Raw genomic sequence first — 20,482 nt, forward strand, 5'->3', positions numbered from 1 at the left:
AGCCCGTAGCGACATGCTGCGCAGTATTGCGGCGCAGCGTTCCGTCGAGACGCCGGAGAAGGCGATGACCGCTGCGATACCGGACAATCTGTTTATATGCCCCTAAGTGCGAATACAGGGCGCAGACGGTCGGTGCGTGCCCGGGGAGGCATGATGAGCCAGCAGCCGGTCCATCTCCCTTATGACGACCCGGCCTTCGTGGCGGATCCCTTCCCGCTCTACCGGCGGCTGCGCGAGGACGGCCCGGTCCGGCGTGCGGTCATCGCAGGCGGCCTGGAGGCCTGGCTGGTCACCCGCTACGAGGACGGGCTCGCCGCGCTGTCCGACCCGAGGCTGAGCAGCGACGTCCGTGATGCCTCGGACCCCCGCCTCGTCGAGCAGCTGCCCGAGTTCGAGCGTGAATCGATGATGAGCAACATGCTGCGTTCGGATCCGCCCGATCACACCCGGCTGCGCCGCCTGGTGTCCAAGGCGTTCACCGCACGCCGGGTCGCCGATCTGCGGCCCCGCATCCAGGAGATCACCGACCGGCTGCTCGACGCGGTGGCCCCGGCAGGCCGGGCCGAACTCGTGGCGGACTTCGCGCTGCCGCTGCCGGTCACCGTCATCGGTGAGCTGCTCGGCGTGCCGGTGGACGACCGGCACGCCTTCCAGCGGTGGACCGACGCCCTGCTCGTGCGCGGGGAGACGATGCCCGACCGGGACGTCGTCGACGAGGCCTGGCAACGGATGCGCGCGTATGTGACCGAGCACCTCGAAACCAAGCGGGCCCGGCCGGGGGACGACCTCCTCAGCGCACTGATCAGCGCCCACGACGAGGAACAACGCCTGAACCACGACGAGCTGATCGCCATGACCTTCCTGCTGCTGGTGGCCGGGTACGTCACGACGGTCAACCTGATCGGCGGCGGCATCGCCGCGCTTCTCGCCCACCCCGACCAGCTGACCCTGCTGCGGGATCGTCCGGAACTGCTGCCCGGCGCGATCGAGGAGTTCCTCCGCTACGACGGCCCCGTCAGCCCGGGCATCGCCCGGTTCGCCCGCGAGGACGCCGAGATCGCGGGCGTGACCGTCCCGCGCGGTGCCACAGTCCTGGTCGCGTCCGCTATAGCCGACCGTGATCCCGCGCGGTTCCCCGACCCCGACAGGCTGGACATCACCCGGCACGACAACGGCCACCTGGCCTTCGGGCACGGCATCCACTACTGCCTGGGTGCGCCGCTGGCCCGCCTGGAGGGCCGGATCGCCATCGGGACGGTACTGCGCCGCCTTCCGGACCTGGCTCTGGCCGTGCCGCCGGCCGAGCTGAGCTGGCGGCCCGGCGCACTCCGCGGCCCGGTGCGGCTTCCGGTCACGTTCACCCCCGGCGGCCGCGCGTCAGCGCAGGCTTGCGCCCTGTGAGCGGAGTTCTCGCTGGACGGCGCTCACCGGGATGTCCCGCGGCTGCCGGCCCTGGGTCGCCGCCAGGGCCGCGCAGACGCCCGCCGCTTGTCCGGTGGCCATGGAGATCGGCATCACGCGGTAGGAGGAGTGCGCCACGTGGTCGCCGGAGATGCAGCGGCCCGCGACGAGAACCCGGTCCAGGCCGCGGGGGAGGAGACAGCGCAGCGGGATGTCGTAGGACTCGCCGCGCGGCAGCCGCGTGAGCGTGGTGCCGCGGCCGCTCGGGTTGTGGATGTCCACCGGGTAGGCGCCGCGCGCGATGGCGTCGTCGAACGTGCGGGCCGTCAGCACGTCTTCGCCCGTCAGCTGGTATTCCCCCACGATCCGGCGCGTTTCACGGACGCCGACCTGCACACCGCTCTGGACGACGTAGGAGTCGGCGAACCCCGGCACACGGTCGCGCAGGAAACGGGCGATCTGCGCCATCTGCCGGTGCGCGGTGAACTCCGCGCGTGTGAGGTCCCAGACACTCGTGCCGAGCACTTCGGTGACGCGGGTGGAGTTGACCGCGACCTCACCGGTGTTCGGGGTGGCGAAGAAGAGGATGTCCTCGCGATGCAGGTCCAGTTCCCCCGCGTCGGTGGCGGTACGGACCAGGTCCCACAGCCCGTGCACGCCTCTCCACTGGTCAGGGTGGGCGCGGGTGTAGGCGGCGAACTCGTCGTGGTCGAAGCGAACCATGCGGAACATCAGTGTCATGGGCTGTGTCCAGCCGTCCTCGGGCCGGCCGATCTCGTACGACGCCCCGGCCGCCGCGGCGATGTCCCCGTCCCCGGTGCAGTCGACGATCACGTCCGCGTCCATCACGAGGGGCCCCGACTTGGTCTCGAACACCGCACGGACGCGCTCGGGCAGGCTGAGGACGTCGGAGGCGAAGGCGTGGAGGAGCGTACGGACCTCATGGTTCTCCAGCAGCTCGTAGGCCGCCAGCTTGAACAGCTCCGGGTCGAAGGGCACGGTGTAACCGGTCTCCAGGGAAGGCCGGATCGCCGCGCCCGTCCGCACCAGCTGGTTGAGCAGCACCCACAGCACACCGCCGACGACCGGCTCGCCCTCGCCGTGGTCGGGCGGCAGCAGACGCGTGGTGTCGCCGGCCACGGCCTGCTTGACCTCGTTGTGGAAACTCATCAGCGGCATCACCAGTGCCGCGGTCGCGTTGCCGCCGAGGAACCCGTAGCGCTCGACGAGGACCACCTCGGCGCCCGCGTTCGCGGCACCGAGGGCCGCGCCGATGCCGGCCGGCCCGCCGCCGATCACCAGCACCTGGGTGGACCCCGCATGCAGGGCCTGACGGGGCGGAAGTTCCACCTTCCTGGGTACGCGGGGCGGCATCAGGTAGGACACGGTCACTCCCTCGGAAACCGGTGGCCGTCGGATCAGCCCGCTGTGGAGGCGGGCACCGGCGTGCTGTCGCAGATGACTTGGTGTGAAGCGGTCGCGGCCAGATAGGCAAGGAGCCGGTCGGCGGTCTGCGCCGCCCGCAGCCGCAGCGATGCCGTACGCGCGGCCGTGTCCGCTGCCCGGGCGGGCCGCTCGTCCCACAGGCGATCCACTTCCGCCAGCAGCAGCCCTGTGGTCTCTCTGATCACCCCGCGCAGTGCGGGCGCGCCGATCTGCTGGGCGAAGTCGAAGACCTTCCCCGCGTAGGGCAGGGGCAGCAAGGGAATGCCGGAGAGAGCGGCGAAGATCAGAAAATGCAGCCTCATGCCGACGGCCAGGTCCAGCTGTGTGACGATGTCGAGGACCTGGTGCGGTGCGTAGTCGCCGTGCAGCACCGTGCAGCGGTCGGCTGAGGCCATGCGGGACACCACCGCATGGGCGTGGCGGATGTCGCCGCGTTCCATGGAGACGAAGACGACGTGACCATCGAGCCGGTGGACGAGGAAATCACCCACGCTGGCGAGAAGCTGGTGGTACCCGTCCTCATCGAGATGCTCGGCCGCGCGCCCGGGCTCTCGTACGCTCATCCCCACCAGCCGCACCCCGTCCGGCACCGCCTCCGCCCGCAGCAGCTCTGCGCCGTGATTGCCGGGGACGAGCAGCAGCGCCGGATCGGCCGTGACGGAGATGGGCCGGGCCAGTCCGGCCTCTTCGAGGACGAGTTTCGACTCCTCGTCACGCACGGTGACCTCGACCGCCTCGGACAGCACCTGACGGACCCATGCGCAGTCCGCCTCGTCGGTGAGCGGACCGGCCCCCACGGCATAGGTGAACACGGGTACGCCGAGATCCTGGGCAGTGCGGGCCATCCGCAGATATCGACGCGCCTCGGTGTTGTAAAGGATCCCCCCGCCGCCGAGCACCAGCACACTCAGCCGGCGCAGATGCGCGGAGATGCCCTCCCTGCACACGCCCTCCCAGCCGACGACCTCGACATCCGGATGGACGCGGCGGGTGTGGACGGGATTGCGGGAGAAGACCACGAAGCGCGTCTCCGGCCGCCCGGCGCGCACACGGTCCAGCAGGGCGGTGAGGATCGCCTCGTCACCCACGTTCCGGCCCCCGTAGGAGCCCAGTACGCCCACGGTCACGCTGCCTGCGTTGTCCACGACCGCTCCCTCACGACGTTCATAGATGTGCTCCCACGATGCGAGTACCGGAAAGCAGGCCGCATGTCATGTGCCCCTTTTCGGTGCTTCCGTACCAGATGGCTGCTTCCTTGTACCGGCCGGGGTGCTCAATGGGAGAGCCGACTTCCGTCCGCCACCGGTCGCGTGTCATCGTGGCGTCCATGGCGACGGGAGCGGATGTTGCCGTGCTGGTCGGGCTGCAGGCATCGGGGAAGTCCACGTTCTACACGCAGTGTCTGTCCGACCGGTACGCGCTGGTCAGCAAGGACCTGTTTCCGCGAGGTGCCAGGAACAAGCAGCTGCGGCAGTTGCGTCTGCTGGCGGAGCACCTGGCGGCCGAGCGGGCGGTGGCGGTGGACAACACCAACCCCTCGCCGCAGGAGTGGGCGCCGCTGGTGGAGGCGGCCCACACCCATGGGGCGACGGTGACGGCCTACTGGTTCCCTCCGGACGTGGCCGGCTCGCTGCGACGCAACGCCGGCCGCGAGGGCCGCGAGCGCGTCCCGGACATCGGCGTCCTGGCCACGCTGAAGCGGTTGCGCAAACCGTCCCAGGCGGATGGGTTCGATGAGGTGCGCGAGGTGCGGTTCGACGGCCGCGGCGGCTTCGAGGTGCGCGGCTGAGGCTCTCCGCCTGGACGTCCCGGCACGGTCCGTTCGGAGGCTTTGCGGTGGCGCGTACGACAGCAGGTCCGCACGCTGGATGAGGATCTCGAACGAACGTGATTACGCATGCGAACACGGATGCGGGTGCGCCGCTTTGCACCGTACCGCGGCAGCACTCCGGGAGGCTCCTTTGACCGCTTCGCCGCCTGTCACCGACGCACCGCCGGCCCGGTACGACGACCTGCGCGCACTGGTGATCAACTGCACCCTCAAACGCTCGCCGGAGACGAGCAACACCCAGGGGCTGATCGACCGGAGCACCGCCATCATGGACGCCCAGGGGGTCCATGTCGACGTCGTACGTGCCGTGGACCACGACATCGCCACCGGCGTGTGGCCCGACATGAGAGAGCACGGCTGGGAGGCGGACGCCTGGCCTGACCTCTACCAGCAGGTTCTGTCGGCAGACATCCTCGTGCTGGCCGGACCCATCTGGCTGGGTGACAACAGCTCCGTGATGAAGCAGATCATCGAACGCCTCTACGCCTGCTCCAGCCTCCTCAACGACGCCGGCCAGTACGCGTACTACGGTCGCGTCGGCGGCTGCCTCATCACCGGCAACGAGGACGGCGTCAAGCACTGCGCCATGAACGTCCTCTACAGCCTGCAACACCTGGGCTACACCATCCCGCCCCAGGCGGACGCCGGATGGATCGGTGAGGCCGGCCCCGGCCCTTCGTACCTCGATCCCGGCTCGGGCGGCCCGGAGAACGACTTCACCAATCGGAACACCACCTTCATGACCTGGAACCTCCTCCATCTGGCCCGGGCACTGAGGGACCTCGGCGGCATCCCCGCCTACGGCAACCAGCGCACCGCCTGGGACGCCGGCTGCCGCCGCGACTACGAGAACCCCGAGCACCGTTAGCGACACCGACGGCCGGTCGCCGTCGCGGTCAGCCACCACCCACCGCGCAGGCCGCAACGTCCGCCGGCGGGGAATGGCCCGGTCACCGCACCACAACGGCTTCCGACGGCACGCCCGGTGGTGCTGACAGCTGAGCGGCGGTGTGTTCCAGCAGCATCTCCAGGGCGGCCGGATAGGCGCTGTGCGGCATACGCCGGGCGAGCAGCTGGGCCGTGGCGGCGATGTTGGGGTGCGAGTCGGCGGGCAGGCGCGCATAGGTGGACTGCCACATGTCCTCGTCCCCTGCACGGGCCTCGTCCGCGAGCGCGAGGGATCCTGCGTCGAGCGCGGCGAAGGCGAGGCTCTGGTCGATGAACGCGTGGTACACGCGGACCGCCACCGGATCCGGCAGCCCGGCGCCGCGCAGGATGCCGAGGATGGTCTCGTCCACCGCGATCTCGCGAGGCCTGCCCGTGACCCGGCTGGCGGTGAGGACGGCAGCCTGGGGGTGGGCCAGGTAGGCGGTGTGGATGGCCCGGCCCAGAGCACGCAGGTCCGTACGCCAGTCCCCCGTGGCGGTCCAGCTGTCGAGAGCCCGCCCCATCAGCTCGTCCCCGATGGCCCGGGTCAGATCGTCCATCCCCGCGAAATACCGGTAAAGGGTGCTCGGATCGGCGCCGAGCGCCGCGCCCAGACGGCGTGCCGTCAGCCCGGTGCTGCCGTGCTCGCGCAGCACCCGCAGGGCGGTCCGCACGATGATCTCCTCGGACAGCACGGAGCCGCTGCGCGTGGGCCGCCGCCGACGACGTGCCGCCTCCGATACCACTTGCTTCGCCATGCCGGTCGTCCCCTCCGTCGCCGCACGTGAGCCACGAGGTCCGCGGCCTTACGCCAACAGGGTTGACCTTACATCCGGCCGTCGCGTTGCATCGAGCCTGTCCGGAGGCGCTCTGCCGCGCGCCTCGCCTTGCCGGAAAGAAAGGCCTGTGACATGCGCGTACTTCTCGTGGGTGCGGGTGGTGTGGGAACGGCCGTCACACGGATCGCCGCTCGCCGTGCGTTCCTCACCCACATGGTCGTCGCCGACTACGACCTCACCCGTGCCGAGGCCGCGGTCGCCGCCCTCGGGGACCGGGCGACCCGCTTCAGCGCCCAGCGGCTGGACGCCTCGGACCAGGACGCTGTCCGCCGGGTCCTGATCGACGAGCGATGCGACGTGCTGCTCAACGCCACCGACCCCAGGTTCGTGATGCCGCTCTTCACCGCGGCCCTGGAGGCCGGAGTGCACTACCTGGACATGGCGATGTCGCTGTCCGCTCCGCATGGCTCGCGCCCCTACGAGGAGTGCGGCGTCAAGCTCGGCGACGAACAGTTCGCACTGGCCCGGCGGTGGGAGGAAGCCGGGCGGCTGGCCCTGGTCGGCATGGGCGTCGAGCCGGGCCTGTCCGATGTCTTCGCACGGTACGCGGCCGACGAGCTCTTCGACGACATCGAGGAGATCGGTGTGCGGGACGGCGCCAATCTCACGGTCGAGGGCTACGACTTCGCGCCCTCCTTCAGCATCTGGACAACCATCGAGGAGTGCCTCAACCCCCCGGTGGTCTACGAAAAGGACCGCGGCTGGTTCACCACCGCCCCCTTCAGCGAGCCCGAGGTCTTCGACTTCCCCGAGGGCATCGGTCCGGTGGAGTGCGTCAACGTCGAACACGAAGAGGTGCTGCTCATACCCCGCTGGGTCGATGCGCGCCGTGTCACCTTCAAGTACGGGCTCGGCGACGACTTCATCGCCAAACTGAAGACCCTCCACGAGCTGGGCCTGGACGCGACGGCCAGGGTGACGGTGCCCGGGGCCGACGGACCGGTCAGGGTCTCCCCGCGGGACGTCGTCGCCGCATGTCTGCCCGACCCGGCCGGCCTGGGGGAGCGCATGACGGGCAAGACGTGCGCGGGCACGTGGGTGAAGGGCACCAAGGACGGGGTGCCGCGCGAGGTGTACCTGTATCACGTGGTCGACAACCAGTGGTCGATGCGCGAGTACGGCGCGCAGGCCGTCGTCTGGCAGACGGCCGTCAACCCGGTCGTCGCGCTGGAACTGCTGTCCACCGGTGCCTGGTCCGGCACGGGCGTTCTCGGCCCGGAAGCCCTGCCCCCACGCCCCTTCCTCGACCTGCTCACCGAGTACGGTGCTCCCTGGGGGCAGCGCGACAGCACGGGCGTTCCGCCGACTGCCGGCGGCTGACGGGCCCCTTACGGGCGCCAGTCCGCCTGCAGGTCATGGGAGTCGGTCTTGGTGAGCTGGGTCAGTCCGGTGCCGTCGGCCCGTACCAGGTAGAGGTGTTCGGGGTCCGCGTCGTCGGAACCGCCTCTCGTGAAGACCAGCCGGCTGCCGTCCGGGGACCACGAAGGGTACTTGTCGTTGCGGCGGGCCGTGGTGATGCGGTGCAGTCCGGTGCCGTCGGGGCGGACGACGTAGAGGTGGGCGAAGCCCGAGGAGTCCACGCGGCTGAAGGCGATCCGGCCGCTGCGCGACCAGTCGGGCGTCCAGTCGTGGGAGCCGGCCCCGGTGACCGCCGTCTGGGCCAGGGTGGACAGCCGGATCCGCATCACCCTGCTGTTTCCGCCCGCGTCCGCGCGGTTGAACGCCAGGTACTTGCCGTCCGGGGACCACGTCGGATGGAGGTCGTCCGCCGCGGTGTGGGTGAGCCGGGTGGCGGGTGTGCCGTCGATCCCGGACACATAGATCTCGCGCTGGGTGCCGACCGGCTTGGCGTAGGCGATCCGCTTGCCGTCCGGGGACCACGCCGGGTCGGAGGCGCCCTTGGTACCGGGGACGGCCTTCAGGTCGCCGCCCGTCGTCTGCATCGTCCAGATGCCGTCGATGGCACCGCCGGACCCAAAGCGGACGAAGGCCACCCGCTTGCCGTCCGGCGACCAGCTGGGCATCACATCGCTGACGGTGGAGGTGTGGGTGAGTTTGACGGGCGTGCCGCCACTGGGTGACATCGCGTAGAGGTCTTCCACCGGCGCTGTCGCGGTGTAGCGGGCGAAGACGATCGCACGGTCCCCCGCAGCCCCCGCGTCCCCTGCGGCGCCGAGGGTCAGTGGTACGGCCATGGCCAGCGCCATGGCGGTCACCGCCGCCCGGCGGCGCCGCGTTGCGCCGATTCCCCCGGTCCAGCCGGTTCTCCGAGCCCTTCCGGCGGCTCTGCCGTTGCCTGTGCGGTGCTGTTGGCGCGTCAAGGTGTCCACCCCGATCCCTCGTGCCGCCCGCTGCGGGCAGCTCCGGCCGGTAAACATCCCACCGATGGGACTCTGGCGGAAGCGGCGGCAGTTGGCGGTACGCAGCCTGTGACATGTTCCGTACGTCGCTGTCACATGCGATGCCCTGCGCGCCTGCGCCCTTCGGCATGCTCCGCAGCCGCCTCGCACCGCCAAGACCAGCGTCCATAACCCGATGTTCTGGGTAACTGAGAGCTGGCTGTGCGGGCCCGGCGCCCACAACCTTGACCCAGCCAGTGGAATGTCACATCGCATAGGGAGCCATCGTGAGAGCACGACGTTCCGGGATGGTCATGGCAGCCGCCCTCGGACTCGTCAGCATCGCCGGCTGCGGGGGAGCCGGCGGCGTCGACGGGCAGGGCGGGGCCGCGAGCAAGGGGGGCACACTTCATGTGCTCTCCAGCCTCGACCTGGAGCACCTCGACCCGGCCCGCAACTACGTCACCTCCTCCGAGGACGTGGGCCGCCTCATCTACCGGACGCTGACGACGTACGCGGCGGCCCCCGGGCCGGCCGGCGGAAAGATCGTGCCGGATCTGGCGACGGACACCGGTCGTCCGAGCAACGGTGCCCGGACCTGGACCTTCACGCTCAAGTCAGGGGTGAAGTTCGAGGACGGCCGGCCCATCACCAGCCGGGACGTCAAGTACGGCGTCGAGCGGACGTTCGCCGCGGAACTCCCCGAAGGGCCGCCGTACGCACGGATGTGGATGGCGGGAGGCCGGAGTTACCACGGCCCCTACAAGGACAAGCACGGGCTGGCCTCGATCGCGACACCGGACGACAGGACGATCGTCTTCACCCTCAACCGCCCGGTGGCCGACTTCGGTTCGGCGGTGTCGCTGCCGATCTTCGCTCCGGTTCCGCAGGACAAGGACACCGGTGTCCGCTACGACAGCAGGCCCTTCTCCTCCGGTCCGTACAGGATCGGGACCTTCGAGCCCAAGAAGCGGCTCACCCTGGTCCGCAACACCCACTGGAGTCCGGCCACCGACACGGTGCGCAAAGGGCTGCCGGACAAGATCGTGATCGATCTCAACCTCGACCCGGCCGTCGTGGACCAGCGGCTCATCGCCGCCCAGGGGCAGGACGCGGACGCGGTCGCCTTCGAGCCGGTCGGCCCGGCCTCGGTCGGGCCGGTGATGGCCAACCCCGCGGTGCACAAACGACTGGTCACCGGCGAGTCGATCAACACTCGCTATCTGAGCATCAACACCCGGCGCAAGCCGCTCGACGACGTCCGGGTGCGGCAGGCGATCGCCTATGCGCTGGACAAGGACGCGCTGCGTACCGCTCGGGGCGGCCCGATCGCCGGCCAGCTCGCCACCACCCTGCTGCCGCCGTCGCTGCCCGGCGCCGTTCCCGACGACCCCTTCCCGAGCCCGGGCGGCAAGGGCGATCCGGCCAAGGCCAAGGCGCTGCTGGCCCAGGCGGGCCATGCCTCGGGCCTGGCCCTCACCCTCGACACCCCGGCCACCGCGGGCGGCCAGACGCAGGGCGAGGCCGTACAGGCGTCCCTGGCCAAAGCCGGAATCAAGGTGACCATCAACGCGATCAGCTCGTCCGCCTTCTACAGCACGGTGGGCAACACCTCCCAGGAACACGACCTGGTGATCGACGGCTGGACACCCGACTGGCCCGGCGCCTCCACCTACCTGCCGCTCGTGTTCGACGGCCGGCTGATCACCCCCGAGGGCAACAACAACCACGCCCAGTACGACTCGGCCGGGGTCGACGCCCGTATCGACCAGATCGCCAGGATGAAGGACCCGGCCGCCGCCGCGACCGCCTACGGCCGACTCGCCGGGCAGATCATGCAGGACGCGCCGGTCGTGCCGTTCCTGTGGGACAAGGCGGCCGTTCTGATCGGCTCTCATGTCACCGGCGCCTACGGGCACATCGCCTACGTCGGACGACTGGACCTGGTCTCCCTGGGGCTGCGCAAGTGACCGCCACGCTCCCGGCCCCGGTACCGGCCGACGCACCGCCCCGCGTCGTACCGTCCGAGACGTCCCTGCTGCGCCGCCTGCTGGCACAGCGCGCGGCGACGGTCGCGCTGACGGTGGTCGTCCTCCTGGTGCTGATCGCCCTCGCGGCCCCGCTGATCACCTGGGCCGCCGGCACGTCCCCGACCGAGTTCCACTCCGCAGCGGTGGACCCGGAGCTCGGCGGACTGCCGCGCGGCACCGGCGGCGGCATCAGCGCCGCGCACTGGCTGGGCGTCGAGCCCGGCAGCGGCCGGGACATCCTCGCCCGTGTCGTCTACGGCGCCCGGGTCTCGCTGCTGATCGCCCTGCTCGCCACGGCCTTGTCGGTGGTGCTCGGTACGGTGCTCGGGCTGGCCGCCGGGTTCTTCGGCGGCTGGACCGACACGGTCGTCGGCAGGCTGATGGACCTGTTGATGTCCTTTCCCGCCCTCATCTTCATGATCGCGCTGATCTCCGCGGCACCTGGGGTGAACCGGCAGCTGCTGCTGGTCGTCGTGCTCGGCTTCTTCGGGTGGCCCTACGTCGGGCGGATCGTGCGCGGGCAGGCGATGGTGCTGGCCCGCGGCGAGTTCGTGGCCGCGGCCCGGGTGCTGGGCGCCTCGCGGCGCGCCCTGCTGGTGCGAGAGGTGCTGCCCAACCTGAGCGGGCCGGTCCTCGTGGTGGCGACCATGTCGATCCCCGGCTACATCGCCACCGAGGCGGGACTGTCCTTCCTCGGTATCGGAGTGCGCCCGCCGACTCCCTCATGGGGCCAGATGATCGCCTCCGCAGTGCCCTGGTACGCCGCCGACCCCGTCTACTTCCTCGTCCCGGGCGCCTTCCTGTTCGTCACGGTGCTCGCCTTCAACGTGCTCGGCGACGCGGTACGGGACGCGCTCGATCCCCGGAGCCGCCGACGATGATCCTCTACGCCCTGCGCAGACTGGCCGCGACGGCGGCGATCCTGCTGGTGATCTGCGCCGCCACCTTCGCGATCTTCTATCTGATGCCCGCCGACCCGGCCCAGGGCGCATGCGGCAAGGCATGCAGCCCGGAGCGGATCGCCGAGATCCGCACCACGCTCGGCCTGAACCACTCCGTGTTCGTACAGTTCCGCGACTATCTCGTCGGCATCGGGGCCGGCCGCAGCTACGGCACGGGCGCCCAGGCCGTGGACTGCCCCGCTCCCTGCCTGGGATTCAGCTTCCAGACCGATCAGCCGGTGTGGCGGATGCTCACCGACCGGCTGCCGGTCAGCATCTCCATCGCCGCGGGCGCGGCCGTACTGTGGCTGATCGTCGGCGTCACGGCCGGGGTGGTCTCCGCGCTGCGCCGCGGCACCGTGTGGGACCGGGCGGCGATGACGGCCGCGCTCGGCGGCGTCTCGCTGCCGGTGTACTTCACCGCCCTGATGCTGCAGTACCTGCTCGTCGTCAAGCTCGGTCTGCTGCCCTATCCGCAGGCGATCCCGCTCACCGCCGACCCGGTCGGCTGGGCCCGGTCCATGGTCATGCCGTGGATCACGCTGGCGATGCTCTACGCCGGCATCTACGCCCGGATCACCCGCGGCGAGATGCTCGACAGCCTCGGCCAGAACTACGTCCGCACCGCCCGCGCCAAGGGTCTGCCCGAACCGGCCGTGCTGCGCCGGCATGCGCTGCGGCCGGCACTGATGCCCATCGTGACCATCTTCGGCATGGACCTCGGCGCGCTGCTCGGCGGCGCCCTCATCACCGAGTCGGTCTTCGGTCTGCCCGGCGTGGGCAAGCTCGCGGCCGACGCGATCAACAGCGCCGACCAGCCGGTGATCCTCGGAGTGACGCTCTTCGCCGCGGGATTCGTCGTGGTCGCCAATGTCGCGGTGGACCTCGTCTACGCGCTCCTGGACCCGAGAGTGAGGGCCGTGGCATGACCCTGTTGACCGTACGTGATCTGACCGTCGACTTCGAGGGTGGCGTACGCGCCGTCGACGGCCTCGATCTGGACCTGGCCGCCGGGGCGGTGCTCGGCGTGGTGGGTGAGTCGGGCAGCGGCAAGTCCGTGACGAGCCTGGCCGTCATGGGCCTGCTGCCCGATGCCCGGGTCACGGGTGAAGTCCGGTTCGACGGCATGCAGTTGACCGGCCTGGACCGGCGGGCGCTGCGCCGGCTGCGCGGCGACCGGATCGCAATGATCTTCCAGGATCCGCTGTCCTGCCTGAACCCCTACTACCCGGTGGGCTTCCAGATCGCCGAGGCCTACCGGGCACACCGCCGGGCCGGACGCCGGGAGGGCCACCGGGTCGCCGTGCGGATGCTGGACCGCGTCGGCATCCCCGAACCCGAGCGGCGTGCCCGCGCGTACCCCCACGAGTTCTCCGGCGGCATGCGCCAGCGCGTGATGATCGCGATGGCCCTGTGCCTGGAACCCGACCTGCTCATCGCCGACGAACCGACCACCGCGCTCGACGTGACCGTGCAGGCCCAGATCCTGGACCTGCTGCGGGAGCTGCGGGAACGGTCCGGTACCGCCATCATGCTCATCACCCACGACATGGGCGTGGTCGCGGGGCTGGCCGACCAGGTCGTCGTCATGTACGGCGGTCGCGCGGTCGAACGGGGCACGGTCCGCGAGGTGTTCTACCGCCCGCGCGACACCTACACCAAGGGCCTGCTCGCCTGCGTACCCCGCGTCGACGGACCGTTGCCCGACCGCCTGCCCACCCTCGCCGCACCGGAGGTGACCGCGTGAACGTGCCCTTGCCCATGAGCACCGCAGGCGACCACGGGCACGCGCCCCTGCTCGAAGCACACGACCTGGTCAGGCGGTTCCCCGTACGGCACGGCCTGACCAGGCGGCTCGCCGGACACATCACGGCGGTCGACGGCGTGTCCCTGCGGGTGGACGCGGGGGAGACGCTGGGCCTGGTCGGCGAGTCCGGCTGCGGCAAGTCCACGGTCGCCCGCTTGCTGACCCGGCTCGTCGAACCCACCTCGGGCACGATCTCCGTGGCCGGACGAGACCTGACCACGCTGGACGAGCAGGAGTTGCGGCCGGTACGACGCGACCTGCAGATGATCTTCCAGGATCCGTTCTCCTCGCTCAACCCCCGCCAGACCGTCCGGCAGATCCTGACGGCCCCGTACCGCTACCAGGGGCTGACCCCCGACGAACCGGTGGAACAGCTGCTGGAGCGGGTGGGCCTCAGACCGGAGCACGCCACGCGCTATCCCCACGAGTTCTCCGGTGGCCAGGCGCAGCGCATCGGGATCGCCCGGGCACTGGCGCTGCGGCCGAAACTGGTGGTGTGCGACGAGCCGGTCTCGGCGCTCGACGTGTCGGTCCAGGCGCAGATCCTCAACCTGCTCAAGGACCTGCAGCAGGACTACGGGCTCGCCTATGTGTTCATCGCGCACGACCTCGGCGCGGTCCGCCAGATCAGCACCCGCGTCGCCGTGATGTACCTCGGCACCGTCGTGGAAACGGCCGACCGGGACACGCTCTACGCCAGTGCCGCGCACCCCTACACCCATGCCCTGCTCTCCGCCGTACCGCTGCCCGATCCGGACGCCGAACGGTCCCGGGAGCGGATCGTGCTGAGCGGCGACCTGCCCAGTCCGCTCGATCCGCCCAGCGGCTGCCCGTTCCGCACCCGTTGCCCCAGGGCGGCCGGCCGCTGCACCGCCGAACGGCCCGTGCTGGGCGCATTCGCCTTGGGGCACCAGGTCGCCTGCCACTATCCCGAACCGCTGACCCGGCCGGTCTCCGAGCCGTCTGCCGAGGAGAGGACCGCATGAGCCGCAGCTACCGCCTGCCCGGACTCGCCGTGACGGACCACGAGTTCACGGTACCGCTCGATCACGCCGACCCCGCGGGAGCCTCGATCCAGGTGTTCGCCCGGGAAGTGTCCGACCCGGCCCGGGCCGGCGAGCGACTGCCCTGGCTGCTGTTCCTGCAGGGCGGCCCCGGAGGCAAGTCGCCCCGGCCGCTGAACGCCACCTCCGGGTGGCTCGCCCGCGCCCTGAGAACCCACCGGGTGCTGCTGCTGGACCAACGCGGCACCGGCCGCAGCACCCCGGTCACGGCGCGGTCGGCGGCACGGTTCACCGATCCGCGGCAGCTGGCCGACCATCTCGCCCTCTTCCGCGCGGACTCGATCGTCGCCGACGCCGAGCTGATCCGGCATCAGCTGTGCGGCGACGAGCCCTGGGAGACGCTCGGCCAGAGCTACGGCGGCTTCGTCACCCTCACCTACCTCTCCCGGGCCCCCGAAGGCCTGCGTGCCTGCTGCATCACCGGCGGCCTGCCCGGCCTGGACGCCACCGCCGACGACGTCTACGCGGCCACGTATCCCCGGGTCAGGGAGAAGGTGACCGCGTTCTACGCCCGTTACCCCGGCGACCGCGACCTGGTCCGGCGGATCGCCGACCTGCTCGACCGCCGGACGGTCCGCCTGCCGGACGGCGACCGGCTCACCGTGCGGCGACTGCGCACACTCGGCCTGATGCTGGGCATGGGCGACGGGGCCCAGCGCCTGCACTGGCTGCTGGACGAGGCCCTCGGCGCCGACGGCGACCTCTCGGCCACCTTCCTGCAGCAGGTGATGCAGCTGACCGGACTCGTCGACAACCCGCTCTTCGCCGTGCTCCAGGAAGCCTGCTTCGCGCAGGGCGGCAAACCCACCGACTGGGCCGCCGCCCGCGTGATCGCCGGCCGTCCCGATTTCGCCGAGGACGCCGACCCGCTGCTGTTCACCGGCGAGATGTTCTATCCCTGGATGTACGAGGAGATTGCCGGGCTGCGACCGTTCCGGGACGCCGCCCGGCTGCTGGCCGAACGAGCCGACTGGCCCGCGCTGTACTCGCCGTCGCGACTGGCGGCCAACCGGGTGCCGGTGGCCGCAGCGGTCTACCACGACGACATGTACGTCCCCACGGAACTGTCCCTGCCGACCGCGCGCTCGGTCGGCGCGCTGCGCGCCTGGGTCACCAACGAGTGGGAGCACGACGGGGTGACCGCCTCCGGCGAAGGCGTGCTGTCCCGCCTGATGGACATGGCCGCCGGGCGGGCCTGACGTACCCGCGCCATCCCGAACCGCCCGAACGTCATCCCGAACGACCCAGACACCACCCCGAACGACGCAGACGAAGAGGAGAGATGTCCGGAACCCCCCAGAGACTCAGGGCCTTTGCCGCCGGTGCCGCCGCGACGGCATTCCTGTCGCTCGGTGCGTCCGCCCCGGCCGCGACCGCCGCCGCGGCCCACCATGCGGCCCCTGCCACGGACTGCGCCCTCCCCGGCAGGACCGGCTGGACCGACGAGGGCCACACCACCGACCCCACCCAGTTCCAGCGCCCCCTCGGCACCAAGCACGTGCTCATGCTGTTCGTCGACTTCCCCGACGCCCAGTCCTCCGGTGCCACGTCCGACTACTACCGGCAACTCGCCCCGGCTTCCGACTGGATGAAACGCGACTCCTACGGCCGGACCTCGCTCGACATCACCCCGCTCGACCGGTGGATACGGATGCCGCAGGACTCCACCAGCTACGGCTTCCAGCGCGGAATCACCTTCGAACAGCACGAGGCATACGTCCGTCAGGCAGTGGCAGCCGCGGACCCCTACGCCGACTTCTCCCGGTACGACATGGTCTACATCGTCCCGGCGAAGTCCGCCGCCGCGATCAGCTTCTCACCGACGTACCTGTACGACCCCACCACCGCGGGCATCACCGCCGACGGCAAGCGCCTCAAGTGGGCGGTGACGTTCGGGCAGGACATGTGGCACTGGGGCTTCAAGGTCGCCGACCACGAGACCGGCCACACCTTCGGCCTGCCCGACCTCTACGCGTTCACCGGCACGGACTACCACCGTTTCGTCGGCGGCTGGGACCTCATGGGCGACATCGCAGGGGCCGCGCCGCAGCACCTCGGCTGGGAGCGGTGGAAGCTGGGCTGGATCGACGACCGCCAGGTGAGCTGCCTGCCCTCGGCCGGGAGCCGCACGGTCCGCCTGAAGGCGGTCGAAAGCCCCGGCGGAACGAAGATCGCGGTGATCCGTACCGGCGAGACCACCGCCTACGTCGCCGAGTCCCGCAGGGCCCTCGGCGAGGACAGCCGCGCCTGTTCCGCCGGCGTGCTCGTCTACAAGGTGGACACCTCGACCCAGACCGGCGACGGCCCGGTCCAGGTCGTCAACGGCAACCCCGGCGCAACACCGCCCTCGGGCTGCCGGGCACTGGACATGGCGGCGTTCCACTCCGGCCAGACCTTCACCGATCCCGCCACAGGAGTCAGGATCGATGTCGACAGCAGCACTCCCCTGCAAGACCGGATCTCGATCACCCGGCAGTGAGCGCCGCGCCTCGCCGCGCCGTGGCTCACCCGGGCAGGCACAGCGACTCCGGACGGCGCCGGCGCCATCGTGCGTAGGCCGGCGCGGCGGCACCCGTGGCGAGATACCCCGCGGCCACCCTGCGCACGATCTCGTCCCCGTGCGCGGCCAGCGGTCCGTCGCGGCGCAGACCGAGCACGTGGCGGTACCAGAAAGGATCGCCGGCGAGCGGTCGTACGGCGACGCCCGGCACCTCGATGAAGGTCGCCTGACACAGACTGACCGCCAGGCCCGCCCGTACGATCTCGATCAGTTGGCGGCCCTCCGCCTCGTAGGGGGCGTGCGGCTGACGGCCCGTACGGGAAAAGACGGACGACCAGTACTCCCGGGTGCGGTCACTGTCCGGGTGCGGCATGGCCCAGTCCTCTCCGACAAGTTCCTCCAGACTCACCTCTTCGTGGCGGGCCAGGGGATGGGCGGACGGCAGCAGTGCGAAGACGGGCTCGGTGACCACCGGCCGCAGCAGGACTCCCTCACATGGCGCGAGTTCGTGCCCAGGGCAGTCCCCGAGGACCGCCGCCTCCAGACGCCCCGCCGAGAGGTCGTCCACCAGCGGCGACGGCGCGTACTGACACCGGGTCGTCACATCGGATCCGGGAATCAACTCCCTTGTCGCCAGGACCAGATCGGCGAGCAACGGAGCACCCACCGATCCGAGGCGGACCCGGCCGGGAGCCGTCCCGCAGCGAGCGGCACGGGCGGTGTCGGAGAGCAGGCCGTCGATGCCCGGCAGGATCGCCCGCGCCCGGGGCAGCACCAGCTCACCCAGCGCGGTGGGCACGGCGCCGGTCTGCCCCCGGTCGAAGATCGGCCCGCCCAGCATGGCCTCGATACGCCGCAGTTGGGCGCTGAGCCCCGGTTGTGTCATACACAGCGACGCGGCGGCGCGGGTCAGACTTCCGGCCTCAGCGATCGCGCAGATCACGCGCAAGTGCCGTACCTCTAGATCCATGGCGCGGATGGTAGGGAGCCGCCGGAGCCTTCCGGCAGGGGTCCGGGCCGCCCCAGCCCCATATGCAATGTCACACGGCACCGAAATGCTATGGGTGCGGAGCCTTGCCATCCTCGGCACGGCCGACGAGGTGATGCCGAGGAGGCGCCGGACGCGGCGGCGCCCCGCCTCAGGCGGCTGGAGAAGATCCGCCGGCGATCGCTTCCGTACACAGCCAGGCGGTCAGCCGTTCGCTGACCGCCTGTGACCCCCGGTTGCGACAAGGGCTCGCCTAGAAGGCGCTGCTGTTGCAGCCCATCGTCGAACCCAGGTGGCTGACCTGGCCGCCCGCGTCGCCCTCGCCGTTGAGCCCGTTGCCCAGCAGGCCGTTGACCAGCCCGACCGCGCCGAGGACGTCGACGTTCAGGTCGTGGGACTTGCACTGGGTGCTTTGCTGGACGCTGTATCGGTTGCCCCCGTGGCCGTCGCCTCGGCTCCATCCCGCGGCATGGGCGGTGCCGGCGGTCAGCACTCCGACGCTGCTGAGGGCGGCGACCAGGACGGCGGCCTTGCGAAGCTTGTACATGTCATCTCCGGTGAAGCGAGGTGGATCGGTCAATGAAGGGTCGACCCCTTACAGCAAACGGAGATTAGTGAGAAATGCCCGAAATAATCCCTCGGCGCGCCGGACTTCGCGATCTTGCATTGCAATCGACTGGTATCACATCTCATGTGAAGAGATGTCTGCCGACGTCGCTGCGGCCGCGGCTCGTCAGGGTGGCTGCCGCCGGCGCCGAGGAGGCCGTTACAGGAAGAGGTCCCCCGCGAAACTGCCCCAGGACGGGGATCAGGAACCCGTCGGGGCCTTGTAAAGCCGTACCGTGGAAGCGATCTTCCGAATGGTCGCGTCCGGCACCTCGGCGGCCACGTTCTTGGCGCCGAAGAACGACCAGGAAACCAGGTCCCCTGCAGCGTTCTTGAAGCCGAAGACCCATGCTTTCCCGTCCGTGGCGCACTTGGACTTCTTCGCGCCCACGGACCAGGCGGTACCCAATGTGCCCTTGAGGCCGGAGGTCGTGGTGAACGCCTCGACGGTTCCGGTCTTCACCTTCTTCTTGTCCGGCTGGGCGTACGCCCCGTACACCCAGGTCCGCGCGTCGGAGCCGGCGATCTCCTGAGCGCTTCGGTATCCGTTGTTGCCCCTTGTGCCCACTTGGGCCAGTGGGATGTTCTCCAGCGTGCCGTCCCGGTTCTCGTCCGACGAACACCACTTCTTCTGCAGCATTGCGACATTGCGTATCGCGATGAGTGGTTTGTCGTCCGGGTCCCCGTCCTTGGATACGTAGGTGACCCAGCCGGCGGACTGGATCTCCCATTGGGGCGGGACGTCGAATGCGATGTGCTGGGTCGGATTGGTGATGACCTTCCAGCCCTTGATCGTGGCCGTAGAGGCGTCGGACCCCCGGGGGTTTGTGGAACTCTGCGACGGTGACACGGTGTTGGTCGGCTTGGGGTCAGGCTCGTCGTGCTGGTGACCGCCGAGCACAAGGAATCCGGTGACGCCTGCGGCAAGCACGACGGCTGCCGCGGCGATGACGGCGACGAGTCCGGTCCGGTTCCGGCCGCCACCCGTCGGCGGGGACGTGGGTGCGCCGGCGGCCGGCTGCGTGGGCATCTGCCAGGGATGGGGCTGCTGGTAGGAGTTCTGCTGATACGGGTTCGGCGGCGCAGGCTGCTGGTACGGGTTCGACGGACCTCCCACCGGGGGCTGTTGCGGGTTCTGCCCGCCCGTTGACGACTGCTCTCCTGGCCACATGTGCCGTAACGATACGGCAGCCCCTCCCAGCAACAGACACCGGAGTTGGGTCGGGTCCTACCGCGTGTCCGCGTCTTGGTACTCGGCTGTGTCCTTGCCTGAAGCACCTGATCAGCCCGGCTCGGTAGCATGCAGCGCATGGCCATCAAATTTGAGAACGTTGGCATCACCGTTCGCGATCTCGAAGCAGCGATCTCCTTTTTCACCGACCTGGGCCTCACGGTCGTCGGCCGTGACACGGTCAGTGGTGAGTGGACCGACACCGCCGTCGGCCTTGATGGCAATCACGCCAAGATTGCGATGCTCCAGACGCCGGACGGTCACGGTCGCCTTGAGCTCTTCGAGTACATCCACCCCGAAGCGATCGATTCGAATCCCACTCGTCCCAACGAGATCGGCATGCATCGCGTCGCCTTCTCGGTCGACGACATCGACAAAGCCCTTGAGGCAGCCGCAAAGCACGGATGTCATCCGCTTCGCGGTGTGGCGACTTATGAGGACGTCTACAAGCTCACGTATGTCCGCGGTCCCAGCGGCATCATTGTGATGCTCGCCGAGGAGCTGAAGAAGAACTGACGGCCGATCGGTCAAT

The 20,482-nt window shown here is 70.1% G+C and carries 19 protein-coding genes; 12 read left to right on the forward strand and 7 right to left on the reverse strand.

The genetic code is table 11. The features are described 5' to 3' along the window. Positions 1–153: 153 nt before the first annotated feature. A complete protein-coding gene (locus ACZ41I_RS14620; RefSeq protein ID WP_468323400.1) occupies positions 154–1,401 on the forward strand; it encodes a cytochrome P450 family protein in 1,248 nt (415 codons plus the stop codon). Here the strand turns inward: ACZ41I_RS14620 and ACZ41I_RS14625 are convergent. Together ACZ41I_RS14625 and ACZ41I_RS14630 are read right to left on the reverse strand one after the other, a co-directional pair. Continuing rightward, complete coding sequence (locus ACZ41I_RS14625; protein ID WP_468514230.1) at positions 1,378–2,787, reverse strand: FAD-dependent oxidoreductase; 1,410 nt, start codon at positions 2,785–2,787, stop codon at positions 1,378–1,380. The two genes, ACZ41I_RS14620 and ACZ41I_RS14625, sit on opposite strands and share 24 nt — an antisense overlap. Before the next feature lie 32 nt (positions 2,788–2,819). Further along, complete coding sequence (locus ACZ41I_RS14630; RefSeq protein ID WP_363220830.1) at positions 2,820–3,992, reverse strand: polysaccharide pyruvyl transferase family protein; 1,173 nt, start codon at positions 3,990–3,992, stop codon at positions 2,820–2,822. A gap of 182 nt (positions 3,993–4,174) precedes the next feature. Here ACZ41I_RS14630 and ACZ41I_RS14635 point away from each other — a divergent pair, with 182 nt between their 5' ends. Together ACZ41I_RS14635 and ACZ41I_RS14640 are read left to right on the forward strand one after the other, a co-directional pair. Beyond that, the gene (locus ACZ41I_RS14635) at positions 4,175–4,636 is read left to right on the forward strand and encodes an AAA family ATPase (protein ID WP_468514231.1); all 462 of its coding nucleotides are present in this window, start codon (positions 4,175–4,177) and stop codon (positions 4,634–4,636) included. Between the two features lie 172 nt (positions 4,637–4,808). Continuing rightward, complete coding sequence (locus ACZ41I_RS14640) at positions 4,809–5,546, forward strand: flavodoxin family protein (protein ID WP_363219938.1); 738 nt, start codon at positions 4,809–4,811, stop codon at positions 5,544–5,546. Between the two features lie 82 nt (positions 5,547–5,628). Here the strand turns inward: ACZ41I_RS14640 and ACZ41I_RS14645 are convergent, their stop codons facing one another. Beyond that, positions 5,629–6,363: a TetR/AcrR family transcriptional regulator gene (locus tag ACZ41I_RS14645; protein ID WP_468514232.1), complete on the reverse strand. Its 735-nt coding sequence runs from the start codon at positions 6,361–6,363 to the stop codon at positions 5,629–5,631. Positions 6,364–6,516: 153 nt separating this feature from the next. On the opposite strand from ACZ41I_RS14645, the gene ACZ41I_RS14650 reads away from it, so the two are divergent. Beyond that, positions 6,517–7,764: a saccharopine dehydrogenase family protein gene (locus tag ACZ41I_RS14650; protein WP_468514233.1), complete on the forward strand. Its 1,248-nt coding sequence runs from the start codon at positions 6,517–6,519 to the stop codon at positions 7,762–7,764. A gap of 8 nt (positions 7,765–7,772) precedes the next feature. Here the strand turns inward: ACZ41I_RS14650 and ACZ41I_RS14655 are convergent, their stop codons facing one another. Next, on the reverse strand, positions 7,773–8,651 hold the full coding sequence (locus tag ACZ41I_RS14655) for a hypothetical protein (protein ID WP_399767800.1): 879 nt from the start codon (positions 8,649–8,651) through the stop codon (positions 7,773–7,775). Between the two features lie 419 nt (positions 8,652–9,070). Between ACZ41I_RS14655 and ACZ41I_RS14660 the strand changes: the two genes are divergently transcribed. From ACZ41I_RS14660 to ACZ41I_RS14690, 7 genes are all read left to right on the forward strand, one after another. Next, on the forward strand, positions 9,071–10,753 hold the full coding sequence (locus ACZ41I_RS14660; protein ID WP_468514234.1) for an ABC transporter substrate-binding protein: 1,683 nt from the start codon (positions 9,071–9,073) through the stop codon (positions 10,751–10,753). Then, complete coding sequence (locus ACZ41I_RS14665) at positions 10,750–11,694, forward strand: ABC transporter permease (RefSeq protein ID WP_468514235.1); 945 nt, start codon at positions 10,750–10,752, stop codon at positions 11,692–11,694. The genes ACZ41I_RS14660 and ACZ41I_RS14665 overlap by 4 nt, the downstream gene beginning before the upstream one ends. Then, positions 11,691–12,683, forward strand: coding sequence for an ABC transporter permease (locus tag ACZ41I_RS14670; protein WP_363219943.1), 993 nt, complete (start codon positions 11,691–11,693; stop codon positions 12,681–12,683). The genes ACZ41I_RS14665 and ACZ41I_RS14670 overlap by 4 nt, the downstream gene beginning before the upstream one ends. Beyond that, complete coding sequence (locus ACZ41I_RS14675; protein ID WP_468323388.1) at positions 12,680–13,501, forward strand: ABC transporter ATP-binding protein; 822 nt, start codon at positions 12,680–12,682, stop codon at positions 13,499–13,501. Before ACZ41I_RS14670 ends, ACZ41I_RS14675 begins: the two co-directional genes overlap by 4 nt. Before the next feature lie 14 nt (positions 13,502–13,515). After that, on the forward strand, positions 13,516–14,547 hold the full coding sequence (locus ACZ41I_RS14680) for an ABC transporter ATP-binding protein (RefSeq protein WP_468514236.1): 1,032 nt from the start codon (positions 13,516–13,518) through the stop codon (positions 14,545–14,547). Beyond that, a complete protein-coding gene (locus ACZ41I_RS14685; RefSeq protein WP_468514237.1) occupies positions 14,544–15,824 on the forward strand; it encodes an alpha/beta fold hydrolase in 1,281 nt (426 codons plus the stop codon). The genes ACZ41I_RS14680 and ACZ41I_RS14685 overlap by 4 nt, the downstream gene beginning before the upstream one ends. An 83-nt stretch (positions 15,825–15,907) precedes the next feature. Continuing rightward, entirely contained in the window at positions 15,908–17,104 is a 1,197-nt protein-coding gene (locus ACZ41I_RS14690; RefSeq protein WP_468514238.1) for a M6 family metalloprotease domain-containing protein, read from the forward strand. 25 nt (positions 17,105–17,129) lie between these two features. On the opposite strand, the gene ACZ41I_RS14695 is transcribed toward ACZ41I_RS14690, so the two are convergent. From ACZ41I_RS14695 to ACZ41I_RS14705, 3 genes are all read right to left on the reverse strand, one after another. Continuing rightward, a complete protein-coding gene (locus tag ACZ41I_RS14695; protein ID WP_363220453.1) occupies positions 17,130–18,095 on the reverse strand; it encodes a LysR family transcriptional regulator in 966 nt (321 codons plus the stop codon). 271 nt (positions 18,096–18,366) lie between these two features. Continuing rightward, positions 18,367–18,660: a hypothetical protein gene (locus tag ACZ41I_RS14700; RefSeq protein WP_363220452.1), complete on the reverse strand. Its 294-nt coding sequence runs from the start codon at positions 18,658–18,660 to the stop codon at positions 18,367–18,369. Positions 18,661–18,921: 261 nt separating this feature from the next. Then, the gene (locus tag ACZ41I_RS14705) at positions 18,922–19,836 is read right to left on the reverse strand and encodes a DUF8017 domain-containing protein (protein ID WP_468514239.1); all 915 of its coding nucleotides are present in this window, start codon (positions 19,834–19,836) and stop codon (positions 18,922–18,924) included. 192 nt (positions 19,837–20,028) lie between these two features. On the opposite strand from ACZ41I_RS14705, the gene ACZ41I_RS14710 reads away from it, so the two are divergent. Beyond that, on the forward strand, positions 20,029–20,466 hold the full coding sequence (locus tag ACZ41I_RS14710; protein WP_363220450.1) for a VOC family protein: 438 nt from the start codon (positions 20,029–20,031) through the stop codon (positions 20,464–20,466). The last annotated feature ends 16 nt before the right edge of the window (positions 20,467–20,482 follow it).

The organism is Streptomyces sp. NPDC030799 (assembly GCF_055572255.1).

Coding starts and splice junctions, on each gene's coding strand:
- ACZ41I_RS14620 (WP_468323400.1), top strand. CDS start 154: ATGAGCCAGCAGCCGGTCCATCTCCCTTATGACGACCCGGCCTTCGTG.
- ACZ41I_RS14635 (WP_468514231.1), top strand. CDS start 4,175: ATGGCGACGGGAGCGGATGTTGCCGTGCTGGTCGGGCTGCAGGCATCG.
- ACZ41I_RS14645 (WP_468514232.1), bottom strand. CDS start 6,363: ATGGCGAAGCAAGTGGTATCGGAGGCGGCACGTCGTCGGCGGCGGCCC.
- ACZ41I_RS14650 (WP_468514233.1), top strand. CDS start 6,517: ATGCGCGTACTTCTCGTGGGTGCGGGTGGTGTGGGAACGGCCGTCACA.
- ACZ41I_RS14655 (WP_399767800.1), bottom strand. CDS start 8,651: ATGGCGCTGGCCATGGCCGTACCACTGACCCTCGGCGCCGCAGGGGAC.
- ACZ41I_RS14670 (WP_363219943.1), top strand. CDS start 11,691: ATGATCCTCTACGCCCTGCGCAGACTGGCCGCGACGGCGGCGATCCTG.
- ACZ41I_RS14675 (WP_468323388.1), top strand. CDS start 12,680: ATGACCCTGTTGACCGTACGTGATCTGACCGTCGACTTCGAGGGTGGC.
- ACZ41I_RS14680 (WP_468514236.1), top strand. CDS start 13,516: ATGAGCACCGCAGGCGACCACGGGCACGCGCCCCTGCTCGAAGCACAC.
- ACZ41I_RS14685 (WP_468514237.1), top strand. CDS start 14,544: ATGAGCCGCAGCTACCGCCTGCCCGGACTCGCCGTGACGGACCACGAG.
- ACZ41I_RS14690 (WP_468514238.1), top strand. CDS start 15,908: ATGTCCGGAACCCCCCAGAGACTCAGGGCCTTTGCCGCCGGTGCCGCC.
- ACZ41I_RS14695 (WP_363220453.1), bottom strand. CDS start 18,095: ATGGATCTAGAGGTACGGCACTTGCGCGTGATCTGCGCGATCGCTGAG.
- ACZ41I_RS14700 (WP_363220452.1), bottom strand. CDS start 18,660: ATGTACAAGCTTCGCAAGGCCGCCGTCCTGGTCGCCGCCCTCAGCAGC.
- ACZ41I_RS14710 (WP_363220450.1), top strand. CDS start 20,029: ATGGCCATCAAATTTGAGAACGTTGGCATCACCGTTCGCGATCTCGAA.